Source organism: Gemmatimonadaceae bacterium (assembly GCA_016720905.1).
In the GTDB taxonomy this organism is placed as follows: domain Bacteria; phylum Gemmatimonadota; class Gemmatimonadetes; order Gemmatimonadales; family Gemmatimonadaceae; genus Gemmatimonas.
In genome coordinates this window covers 265,536-276,787 of the sequence record JADKJT010000029.1, presented here as the reverse complement: position 1 = coordinate 276,787, position 11,252 = coordinate 265,536, and the positions used below count along the sequence as shown (strand labels likewise).

8 protein-coding genes and 1 pseudogene are annotated in these 11,252 nt (G+C 64.4%); 7 read left to right on the top strand and 2 right to left on the bottom strand.

What is annotated here, in order from left to right; translation table 11 throughout:
* From IPP90_17930 to IPP90_17920, 3 genes are all read left to right on the top strand, one after another.
* A complete protein-coding gene (locus tag IPP90_17930; protein MBL0172552.1) occupies window positions 1-852 on the top strand; it encodes a 2,3,4,5-tetrahydropyridine-2,6-dicarboxylate N-succinyltransferase in 852 nt (283 codons plus the stop codon).
* Window positions 853-887: 35 nt separating this feature from the next.
* Window positions 888-2,882, top strand: a complete 1,995-nt coding sequence (gene aroA / locus IPP90_17925) for a 3-phosphoshikimate 1-carboxyvinyltransferase (GenBank protein ID MBL0172551.1) — start codon at window positions 888-890, stop codon at window positions 2,880-2,882.
* Between the two features lie 141 nt (window positions 2,883-3,023).
* Window positions 3,024-4,838 (top strand): 30S ribosomal protein S1, encoded by a 1,815-nt coding sequence (locus tag IPP90_17920; GenBank protein ID MBL0172550.1) that lies wholly within the window; start codon window positions 3,024-3,026, stop codon window positions 4,836-4,838.
* Between the two features lie 84 nt (window positions 4,839-4,922).
* Here IPP90_17920 and IPP90_17915 read toward each other — a convergent pair whose 3' ends face one another.
* A complete protein-coding gene (locus tag IPP90_17915) occupies window positions 4,923-5,447 on the bottom strand; it encodes a hypothetical protein (protein MBL0172549.1) in 525 nt (174 codons plus the stop codon).
* A gap of 398 nt (window positions 5,448-5,845) precedes the next feature.
* Here IPP90_17915 and IPP90_17910 point away from each other — a divergent pair, with 398 nt between their 5' ends.
* Genes IPP90_17910 through IPP90_17895 form a run of 4 tightly spaced genes read left to right on the top strand, consistent with a single transcriptional unit; the run spans window position 5,846 to window position 10,803 of the window.
* The gene (locus IPP90_17910; protein ID MBL0172548.1) at window positions 5,846-7,384 is read left to right on the top strand and encodes an acyl-CoA carboxylase subunit beta; all 1,539 of its coding nucleotides are present in this window, start codon (window positions 5,846-5,848) and stop codon (window positions 7,382-7,384) included.
* Complete coding sequence (accC, locus tag IPP90_17905; GenBank protein MBL0172547.1) at window positions 7,381-8,955, top strand: acetyl-CoA carboxylase biotin carboxylase subunit; 1,575 nt, start codon at window positions 7,381-7,383, stop codon at window positions 8,953-8,955. Before IPP90_17910 ends, accC begins: the two co-directional genes overlap by 4 nt.
* Window positions 8,956-8,965: 10 nt before the next feature.
* Window positions 8,966-10,288: a class I SAM-dependent RNA methyltransferase gene (locus tag IPP90_17900; GenBank protein ID MBL0172546.1), complete on the top strand. Its 1,323-nt coding sequence runs from the start codon at window positions 8,966-8,968 to the stop codon at window positions 10,286-10,288.
* Window positions 10,285-10,803, top strand: a complete 519-nt coding sequence (locus IPP90_17895; protein ID MBL0172545.1) for an acetyl-CoA carboxylase biotin carboxyl carrier protein subunit — start codon at window positions 10,285-10,287, stop codon at window positions 10,801-10,803. Before IPP90_17900 ends, IPP90_17895 begins: the two co-directional genes overlap by 4 nt.
* Before the next feature lie 2 nt (window positions 10,804-10,805).
* Here the strand turns inward: IPP90_17895 and IPP90_17890 are convergent.
* Window positions 10,806-10,986 (bottom strand): annotated as a pseudogene (locus IPP90_17890) (MscL family protein).
* Window positions 10,987-11,252: the final 266 nt, after the last annotated feature.

Sequence of the window (11,252 nt, the reverse complement as noted above, 5' to 3'; positions counted from 1 at the left end):
ATGGCTTTCTCACTCACTGAACTGGAAGCGCGACTCACCGATCCGTTGATACTCGACAGCGGGTGCCCGCTACCGTCCGACGCGCAACACGTGTTCGATCATGCCATTGCGCTCCTGGAGCGCGGCGAGATCCGCGCCGCCAGGCGCGATGCGGATGGACAATGGCATGCAGTCCCGTGGGTCAAACGCGCCATCCTGCTGGGGTTTCGCATTGGCCGGGTGGTGGAGATGTCGACGGGCGGGCCGTTTCACTTCCTGGACAAGCACACGTTTCCCACGCGGGACTTTCGCGTCGATCACCAGGTACGCATCGTGCCGGGAGGATCAACCGTGCGACGCGGTGCCTATCTGGCGCCAAACGTGGTGTGCATGCCACCCATGTACGTGAATGTCGGGGCCTGGGTGGGTCGCGGCACGATGATCGATTCGCACGCGCTCGTGGGTTCGTGCGCGCAGATCGGGGAGCGCGTGCATTTGAGTGCTGCCGCACAAATTGGTGGCGTGCTGGAGCCGATCAATGCGTCGCCGGTGATTATCGAGGATGACGTCATCGTCGGCGGGAACTGCGGGGTGTATGAGGGGACCGTCGTGCGTACTCGCGCGGTCCTGGGCGCCGGAGTCATCCTCACGCGCGGAACGCCGGTGTATGATCTTGTCCGCGAGACCGTGCATCGCGCGACAGCCGACCGACCGCTCGAGATCCCAGAGGGCGCGGTAGTGGTGCCGGGGGCGCGCCGTGTCAGTTCCGCGTTTGGAGAACGTGAGGGACTGTCCCTGCAGACGCCGGTCATTGTGAAGTACCGCGATGATCGCACTGACGCGGCTACAGCGCTCGAGGCGTGGCTCCGCTGACGCGATCTGACAACCGGGCCCGCGGAGGTCCATTAGTGGTTCGCGGTGAGGTGCGCGCGCCTGGCGACAAATCCATCAGTCATCGCGCGCTCATTTTCGCCGCGGTGGCGGATGGGTCGTCGCGCGTGCGGGACATCCTGGATTCCGCCGATGTGCAGGCCACCGCCCAGGCGTTGCGCGCCATGGGAGCGGATATTCCTCCGCTCGGTCCCGACCTTGTGGTGCAGGGCGTGGGAGTCGACGGACTCCACTCGCCGGACGGGGCGTTGGACTGCGCGAACAGCGGCACCACCACCCGGCTGCTGTCGGGGCTCGTGGCGGGATTGCCCGGTCGTCAGGCGCGTTTTGAAGGGGATGTGAGTTTGAGTCGGCGCCCGATGCGACGGATCGCCACGCCGTTGCGGGCCATGGGTGCGCGAATCGACTTCGAGGGCCCCGAAGGACACGATGGCCTTCCCATGCGGGTGCAGGGCGCGGCCCTGCAATCGGTGGTCTGGGACAATTCGCACGCCAGTGCTCAGGTGAAGGGCGCACTCCTCCTGGCCGGGCTCGCATCGGGTGTTGCCGTCGAGGTCCACGAGCCGGTGCGCTCGCGCGATCACAGCGAGCGGATGCTGGCGGCACGCGGCGTGGAACTGGAGGTGCTCGCCAACGGCGTGCGGCTCGCGCCGTCGCAGCGGGTGCGCGCGCTGGACGTCGACGTGCCGGCGGATCCGTCGTCAGCCGCATTCTTCGCGGCGCTGGCGGCGCTGGCGGATCGCGGCGAACTCCGTCTCACCGACGTGTGCCTGAATCCCACGCGGATAGGCGCGTTTGACGTGCTGGCGCGCATGGGTGTTTCCTTGCGCCTGGAAGATGAACGTGTGGCGGGCGGCGAGACGGTTGGAACGGTGGTCGTCCAGGCCGGTCACCAGCTCAACGGCGCGCGCATTGGCGCGGACGAGATCCCGCGGTGCATCGATGAGCTGCCGTTGTTGGCGTGCGTGGCGGCGTGTGCGGCGGGTGAGACACGCATTTCTGACGCGAGCGAATTGCGCGTGAAGGAGAGCGATCGGATTACGGCGGTCGTCGAGAATCTGCGGGGGCTGGGTGTCGACGTCGAGGAATTCCCCGACGGCATGCGGATCGTCGGCTCACGTCAGCCGCTGCGCGGACATGTCGTCACCCACGGCGATCACCGAGTGGCGATGGCCTTCGGCGTTTTGGGTGCGCTGCCCGGCAATCGCATCACCATCGACGAGCCGGAGTGTGTTGCCGTGTCCTTTCCGTCGTTCTGGGCGGAATTGGCGCGGGTCGTGGGAGGAGAGGACGAGGTCGCCCTGTCGGCAGGCACCGGTGAGCGGGTCGTCATAGCCATTGATGGTCCGGCGGCCTCCGGAAAGAGCTCAACCGCGCAGTGGGTGGCGCAACGCCTGGGCGTGCGTCATGTCGATTCGGGTGCGTTTTATCGCGCCATCACCTTTCTGGGGTTGCAGGGCTCGCTGGCGCCGGACTCTTGGACTGCGGAGGCGCTGCTCGCGGACGCCCACAGGGTGGGGCAGCGCTTGACCGAACGATCGGTGCTGCCGCTGGTGGATGGTCAGATTGTGGACGAGGCCCTTCGGGACGAGCCCGTGACGCGACAGGTATCGCGGGTAGCACAGATGGCCCGGGTACGCGAATGGGTGAACGATCAGGTGCGTCGGGCCGCCACGGCCTCCGACGTCGTGGTGGACGGCCGGGACATCGGTACGGTCGTCTTTCCGGACGCGTCGCTGAAGGTCTTTCTGGTCGCCGATCCCTGGGAACGCGCTCGCCGGCGCCTGATCCAGCGTCTCGGTCGTCGCCCCACCGATCCCGAGATCGCCCGTGAAACCGAGGCACTGGTGGCCCGAGACGCTCAGGATGCCACGCAAAGCGCCCCCGCCCGCGACGCCATCACCGTGGACACCACGACGCTTACGCAGGAGGAACAAGTCGACCGCATCGTCGCGCTCGCCAAAGCGGCCCCACGACGTCTCCTGCCTCCCGTCTTCGATCTTCCTTCTTGAATCCCCCGTCTGGCCCTCGTTGACCCGCCGGAAGGTCTCCTCTATGTTTCAAGGTTCCGGCAATTCTGCCGGGACCTTTCTAGTTTCCCCCCTTTCTCGGCGCGGCGAGTGCAGTCCCGCGATGTGGAGACCCTGACCAGCATGAGCACCGAACTGAGCCCCGAAACGGGCACCGAGTTGAATTCCGAGCTGACCACTGCGCTCGACGAAGATTCGCTGGGACACCCGAAGCTTACGCCGCGCGAAAAGCGCGACCTCCAGAAGAGCCAGCTGCGCCCGCTGGCCAATCGTCGCCCGGAGCTCTACGAAGAGGACGAGTTCTCGTCCGACGAGTATGAGCGGATGATGGAGCTGTACAACGGGACGCTCGCCTCCATTGAAGAAGGCGAAATCGTCAAGTCCCGCGTCCTCGAGATTCGCGAGAACCTGGTCGTCCTCGATATCGGCTTCAAGTCCGAAGGCACGATCGCCCTCGAAGAATTCAAGGATATGCCCGACCTCAAGGTCGGCGACGAAGTCGAGGTGTTGCTCGAGCACCTGGAAGATCAGGAAGGCTCGGTGGTGCTGTCGAAGAAGAAGGCCGACTTCATGCGTGTGTGGGAACGCATTCGCGTGGCGTACGAAAGCGACATGCCGGTGGAAGGCGTGCTCGTCAAGAAGATCAAGGGTGGCGTCGTGGTCGATCTCATGGGCGTGGATGCATTCCTCCCCGGCTCGCAGATTGCCCTTCGTCGCGTGCCCAACATCGACGAACTGCTCGGTCACAAGTACGAGTTCAAGATCATCAAGCTGAACAAGCGCCGCCGCAACATTGTCGTCTCCCGCCGGGTGATCCTCGAGCAGGAACGCGCCGGCAAGCGTGAGAAGCTGATGAAGGAGCTCAACAAGGATCAGGTGCGGAAGGGTGTCGTCAAGAACATCACCGACTTCGGAGCCTTCATCGATCTCGGTGGCGTGGACGGCCTGCTGCACATCACTGACATGTCGTGGGGCCGCATCTCGCATCCGAGCGAGATGGTCCAGATCGGCATGGAACTGGAAATCAAGGTCCTCGATATCGATTGGGAGCGCGAGCGGATTTCACTCGGCCTCAAGCAGCTCCAGAGCTACCCGTGGAAGGACGTGGCGGCCAAGTACCCGGTCGGTACGCGCGTGAACGGCAAGGTCGTGTCGATCACCAACTACGGGGCGTTCATCGAGCTCGAGCCGGGCATCGAAGGCCTCGTGCACATCTCCGAAATGAGCTGGACGCGCAACGTGCGTCATCCGTCCAAGATCGTGTCCATTGGTGAGGCGATCGAGGCGGTGGTGCTGAAGGTCGACGAAACCGAAGAGAAGATCTCGCTCGGCATGAAGCAGACCGAGCAGGATCCGTGGGTCATCCTCCCGCTCAAGTACCCGGTAGGCACGCGCATCAACGGCAAGGTGCGCAACCTGACCAGCTTCGGGGCATTCGTGGAGATCGAGCCGGGCATCGACGGCCTCATTCACATCTCCGACATGTCCTGGACCAAGCGCGTTCAGCATCCGTCGGAAGTGGTGAAGAAGGGCGACGCGGTGGACGTCGTGATCCTCAACATCGATAGCGAGAACAAGCGGATTTCACTCGGACTCAAGCAGGCCGAGGAAGATCCGTGGCTCAAGATCGGCGAGACGTACCCGGTGGGTACTGAGCTCCCCGGCAGCGTGGTTCGCCTGATGGACAAGGGCGTCGTCGTCGATCTCGGCAACGATATCGAAGGCTTCGTTCCGGTCAGCCAGTTGAACCCGGAAGGCACGGTCACCAATCCCGCAGACTTCACGTGGGAAACGATGAACCTGGTCATGCGTGTACTCGAGGTCGATCCGATTCATCGCCGCATTGTGTTGGCGGTGACATCGGTGCCGGAAGAGCAGCCGCCCAAGCCGGCCGAGCCCAGCAAGGTCCACAGCTCGGAAGACGAGATCGGACTGTAGGTCTCGACGAGGTGTGAGCGAAAACGACAAAGGCCCCGCCGGATCTCCCGGCGGGGCCTTTGTCTGTTGCGTGCCGCGCGTCAGCTACTGGCCGACAATCAGACCCATCCCTTCCTCAGCCTTCTTCACGCCCTTTTTGGTGTTCTGGGACTCTCCACGTGAACTCTGGAACGCTGTGATCATCAGCATCGAGAAGCTCACGGTGAAAATGAGCGATACCATCGCTACGCGCAGCGAGGTGGTTTCGAACGGGGCCATCATCTGGGACGTCACGATGCTCTTCAATTGGAGCGCGTCCATCGCGAAGAGGACCAGCGAACCCACAAGGCCGATGACAAAAATGGCCGCCAACGCTCCGACAATGCGCGAAACACCCTTGCTGTTCGTGTTCCGCGCCACCAGAGCCATGATCGAGAGGCCCAGGAACGGCAACAGCAGCACGCTGGACAGCGCGTTGGCGGCGCCGAACCGCCAGCGGATGTCGCTCAGCTGAAGCGGCCAGAGCTGCTGACCAGCCTGCAGGAAAGGAATCACGATCAACAGCATCGCGCCAATGTAGGCAAGGCGGCGCGCCGGGGCGTCGTCTTCGAGGCGAAGGAATTCAGGCATGGAAAATGGGGGCAGCGTTCGTGGGCGGTGAGGCGAACCCTCACCCAGCATTGAGTGGCTCCCGGAGACCCGGTTGCCGCGACGATCGTTTCAGCAATAAGCCTGACCCGTGCAACCTCAGGTCCCGCAACTTCGGCGTGACACGCCACGGATCGGCCGTTCCGACATAGACGGACGTGCGGCCCGGGTGGTCACGATGGCGCCTGCGGTGAAACAGCCTGCGCACCTACCTTTGGATGATAATCGGCGGTGCCTGTAACGGCAGCGCAAGGGCCGAGCCGGTCGCCGAAGACCGGCAGCTGCCGGAGGGCTCGGCTGGTGGCCCCACGACGGGCGGTCGCTGGTCGCTGTGGCGGGCGCCCACTAGCTTGGGCGATATGTCAGAATCTCCATCGACCATGCGAGACAAGCTCTCTCGTCTTCAGGCCGCCCGTGACGCCGCCGACTTGGGCGGGGGCGCCAGCCGTCTCGCGGCGCAGCATGCCAAGGGCAAGCTCTCAGCGCGCGAGCGTCTTGACGTCCTCCTCGATGAAGGCTCCTTCATCGAGACCGACCGGTTCGTCACCTCGCGCGCCAACGGCGACGGTGACATCGGGGTGTTCGGCGACGGCGTCGTCACCGGACATGGCCGCATCGCTGGTCGCCTGGTGTACGTGTTTTCACAGGATTTCACCGTGTTTGGCGGATCGCTGTCTGAAGCGCACGCGGCGAAGATCTGCAAGATCATGGATCTGGCGATGCGGGCTGGCGCTCCGGTCATCGGGCTGAACGATTCCGGCGGCGCGCGCATCCAGGAAGGCGTGGTCTCGCTGGGGGGGTACGCGGACATTTTTCTGCGCAATACGCTGGCCTCAGGAGTCATTCCGCAGATCTCCGCAATCCTCGGGCCGTGCGCTGGCGGCGCGGTGTACTCACCGGCGATTACGGACTTCATTTACATGGTGCGCGGCACGAGCTACATGTTCGTGACCGGCCCGAATGTGGTGAAGACGGTCACGCACGAAGACGTGACGATGGAACATCTGGGCGGCGCAGACACGCACGCGTCGACGAGCGGCGTGGCGCACTTCGCCTGCGACTCGGAGTTGGCGTGCCTGCAGCAGATTCGCGATCTGTTTCGCTTCGTGCCCTCCAACAACGTCGATGATCCGCCACGCGGCACGGCGCGCGATCCGCGGGACCGACGGGATGAGGCGCTCCTGGATGTGATCCCGGACAACGCGAACAAGCCGTATGACATGCATGACGTCATTCGACGCGTGGTGGACGACGGCGAGTTCTACGAGGTGCATGCGGACTATGCCGGAAACATTCTGGTCGGCTTCGCCCACCTGGGTGGTTACAGTGTTGGCATCGTGGCCAATCAACCGGCGGTGATGGCGGGTGTGCTGGACATCAGCGCCTCCATGAAGGCGGCGCGATTCGTGCGTTTCTGCGATTGCTTCAACATTCCAATCGTCACGTTCGAGGATGTGCCGGGATTCCTGCCGGGCGTCGCCCAGGAGCACGGAGGCATCATCAAGCACGGGGCGAAGTTACTGTACGCCTATTGCGAGGCGACGGTGCCCAAACTCACGGTGATTACGCGCAAGGCCTACGGCGGCGCGTACGACGTGATGAGTTCCAAGCACATTCGCGGCGACTTCAACATCGCGTGGCCAACGGCGGAGATTGCCGTCATGGGCCCCAAGGGCGCCGTCGAAATTCTGTACAAGAAGGAGATTGCGGACGCGGCCGATCCGCAGGCGGCCATGGATGCGCGCGTAGCCGAGTACACGGAGAAGTTCGCCAACCCCTACATTGCCGCCGCGCGCGGATATGTCGACGATGTGATTGACCCTCGAGACACGCGCCCACGGTTGATCGAGGCGCTGGATGCGCTGCAGGGGAAGCGTGACCGCAATCCGCCCAAGAAGCACGGGAACCTCCCGCTGTGAGCGCGCCCGGGAGCGCCGCACCGTTCCGCAAGCTGCTCATCGCCAATCGCGGTGAGATTGCGTTGCGGGTGATCCGTGCGTGTCAGGAACTGGGGGTGCGCACCGTCGCGGTGTACTCGGAAGCTGATGCCCGCGCACCGCACGTACGGGAAGCGGACGAGGCAGTCTGCGTCGGACCCGCGCCGTCCAGCCAGAGCTATCTGCTGGGCGATCGCCTGATTGAGGCGGCGAAGCGCACGGGGGCTGAGGCCATTCATCCGGGCTACGGATTTCTGTCCGAGCGCGCCTGGTTCGCGCGTGCGGTTCGCGATGCCGGACTCGTGTTCGTGGGTCCGCCCGCCGAGGCCATTGACGCAATGGGGTCCAAGACGGCCGCCCGCCAGCTGGTCATCAGCGCCGGTGTGCCGGTGGTGCCGGGGACCACCGAAGCGTTGCGAGATGCCGATGAGGCGCTGGCGATTGCGCAGACCTTCGGATTTCCTGTGCTGCTCAAGGCCGCCGCCGGTGGTGGCGGCAAAGGCATGCGTATTGTACGGACACCCCACGAAATGGCGGACGCGCTGGCCTCGGCGAAGCGCGAATCGCAGAACGCGTTCGGGGATGACGCGGTCTACATCGAGAAGTACATCGAAGGTCCGCGCCACGTTGAGATCCAGGTGCTCGCCGACACCCATGGCAACATCGTGCACCTCGGCGAACGGGAGTGCTCGGTGCAGCGTCGACATCAGAAGATGATCGAGGAAGCGCCGAGTGTGGCCGTGTCACCGGACTTGCGCGCCCGCATGGGGGCAACGGCGGTGGCCGCCGCGCGTTCCGCAGGCTACGTGAATGCCGGCACGTGCGAGTTCCTGTTGGATCGATCCGGCGAGTTCTATTTCCTGGAGATGAACACTCGAGTGCAAGTCGAGCACCCGGTGACGGAGCTGGTCATGGGGATCGACCTGGTGCAGTGGCAGATTCGCATCGCGGCCGGCGCCGCGCTGCCGTTCGCGCAGAAGGACTTTACGCCACGCGGATGGGCCATCGAGTGCCGCATTACCAGTGAAGACCCGGCCAACGGATTCCTGCCGTCAACCGGGCGTGTGGAACATTTGCACGTACCCAGCGGTCCAGGCGTTCGGTGGGACAGTGGCATCGAAGCGGGGAGCGACATCGGTCTGTACTATGACCCCATGCTCGCCAAGCTCATCGTGCATGCGCCCAACCGCACCCTGGCGATTGCCCGCATGCGTCGCGCGTTGCTGGAACTCACGATCGATGGCATCGAAACGTCGCGGGCGTTTCATCTGCGCGTGATGGATCATCCGACGTTTCAAAGCGGCGATATCTCCATCCAGTGGCTTGAGCAGACAATCGACGAACTCACTGGGCCAACGCACGATCGTGCCACGCTTCGCCTGGCGGCACTGGCCTCGGCGTTGATTACGCATGAAGAGCGCAACACTGCCCGGCCGGTCGTCGGCGCGGTGACGTCCGGCGGGCTGACACGTACCGTGGAAGGACAGTCGGCGGCCACTGCGAGATCCGCCTGGGCGGCCCAGGCGCGTCGCGAATCGTTGCGGCAGGGATGAGCGGCCCCCCGTGAAGCGTCCCGCTCGACGATCGACGACGCGCCTGAGCGCCCGCACCGGACACGGGGGCGCGCCGACGGAGACGGTGGCGAATATCCGGATCGATTCCATCGCCGCTGGCGGAGATGGCGTGGGTCGCATCGACGGGATGGCCTGCTTCGTGCCGCGCACTGCGGCAGGCGATGTGGCCCAGGTGGCGTACGTGCCACATGCGCGATACGCGCGCGGGCGGGTGCTGCAGCTGCTGGAAATGTCGCCTGACCGGACAGAACCCAGGTGTCATCATTACGTCGCCGACCGGTGCGGTGGGTGTCAGTTGCAGCACCTGACACACGAGGCGCAACGAAACGTGCGCCGTCACATCGTCCGCGATGCCTTGCAGCGTGTCGGGCGCCGCGAGGTGCCACTTCCCGAGATCGTGTCGGGCATTGAATGGGAGTATCGCGAACGCCTGACGCTGGCGCTCCGCAGCCGCGGGACGAACTGGATTGGTGGCTTGCATGCGTTCGATGACGCCGGTCGCATCTTCGCGCTCGACGAGTGCCCGATCGCGCATCCGCGGCTGACTGCGTGCTGGAGCGATCTGCGTCGCCAGTTGCGTGGTCTGCCGCAGCCGCGACCAGGCACGACGCTGCGCCTGTCGCTTCGCCTGATGGGCAACGCACAGGTGGCGGTAGTGGTGCAGGGTGGATGGGACTGGCGAGATGGCGCGCCATGGGCCGCGCAGGTGCACGCGAACGTGGCACTCATTGGCGCGATCTGGTGGGAACCGGACGCGGGAGCGGCGGTCATGCTGTCTGGGGAATTGAATTCGGACGTGTTGGCGTTTGCGCAAGTCAATCCGGTGGTCGCCACCGCGTTGCGTGAACACGTACTCACGATCGCGCGATCGTTCACGCCTGCCTCGGTGATCGATGCCTATAGTGGGCGCGGCGAGATCGCCGAATCGCTGGCGCGTGACGGTGCCCGGGTGACAGCGATCGAGGCCGACCGCATGGCGACGATGCGCGCGGCGGAGCGACTCGCCGAGTTCGATGCCGCGACGGTCATCACGGCACGGGTAGAAGACGTACTGGCCGACGTGTTGCCGGCAGAGCTGGTCGTGTTGAATCCACCACGGCGCGGTGTGGATATTCGCGTTGCGGCGACCCTCGCGGAATCCGCGCCGCATGGCGTGCGCGCCATCGTGTACGTGAGTTGCGATCCGGCCACATTGGCCCGGGATCTCTCGCGGCTTCCTCGCTGGCGTATCGCGTCGGTGCGCTGTTTCGACATGTTTCCGCAGACGGCGCACGTGGAAACAGTGTGCGTGCTTATTCCGGAGAACTCATGAAGTATGTCGTCGAGGTAAACGGCGAGCGGATCGCGGTGGAGCTGGATGGCGCCCAGGCCATTGTCGACGGCGAGCGAATCGATGTGGCACTCACGACGGTCGACGGGACGCCGATGCGGCTCGTGCGAATCGGGGAGCAGGTGCACCGGGTCGTGGCCCGTCGCGGCACGACGCGCGGGGTCTGGCTGCTGGACGTGGACGGGGCGCGGGTGGAAACGGAGGCGCTCGATGAGCGTATGCGTACCATACGAGATCTTACCGCGGCCTCGGCGGTGGCTTCAGGCCCGGCTCCGCTGGTTGCGCCAATGCCCGGGCTGGTGGTTCGCGTGAACATTGCCGTCGGCGACCTGGTGTCCGCCGGTCAGGGCCTGGTGGTTGTCGAGGCCATGAAGATGGAAAACGAGCTCCGAGCGTCCGTGCCGGGGATCGTGCTTGCGGTGCGAGCGGTCCCCGGCACGGCGGTCGAAAAGGGAGCTAATCTGATCGAATTGGGACCGTTGCCGGTCTCCACTTAGCGTCAGGCGGCCTTGGCGGGCTGGTTCGTGCGCATCCGGTTCACACCCTTGATGACCATGAACAGCACCATGGCGATGATCAGAAATGTGATGATCTGATTGAGCACCGATGACCACACCGATGGCCAGGTCCATGACGCTGCCCTTCATCGCAAACTCTTTGAACTCCGCAACCATGCCCATGAAGACGCTCCAACGGATGTGAGTAGCCAGGCGCTGTGCGCACCACACCCGCCATCGTCGGCGGGTGCGGGTCCATCATGTATTCCGATAGGACAGACCGCAATGGGACGGAGCGCCAGCGAATCGGGACGGGCTGGCCTACCGGTTCGGGGCCTGGAAGTTCGCTGCCCGATTGACAGCCGTGGCAAAGTGCAGTAACCTACGAGTCTGTCTCGACTTCCGTGATTTTCTTCCGGGTCGCTTGGCGGGCACCCTCTCGCGAGTGT

What these genes read in the sequence shown, in the direction of transcription:
- IPP90_17930 (MBL0172552.1), top strand. Translation starts at nt 1, where the DNA reads ATGGCTTTCTCACTCACTGAACTGGAAGCGCGACTCACCGATCCGTTG.
- IPP90_17920 (MBL0172550.1), top strand. Translation starts at nt 3,024, where the DNA reads ATGAGCACCGAACTGAGCCCCGAAACGGGCACCGAGTTGAATTCCGAG.
- IPP90_17915 (MBL0172549.1), bottom strand. Translation starts at nt 5,447, where the DNA reads ATGCCTGAATTCCTTCGCCTCGAAGACGACGCCCCGGCGCGCCGCCTT.
- IPP90_17910 (MBL0172548.1), top strand. Translation starts at nt 5,846, where the DNA reads ATGCGAGACAAGCTCTCTCGTCTTCAGGCCGCCCGTGACGCCGCCGAC.
- IPP90_17895 (MBL0172545.1), top strand. Translation starts at nt 10,285, where the DNA reads ATGAAGTATGTCGTCGAGGTAAACGGCGAGCGGATCGCGGTGGAGCTG.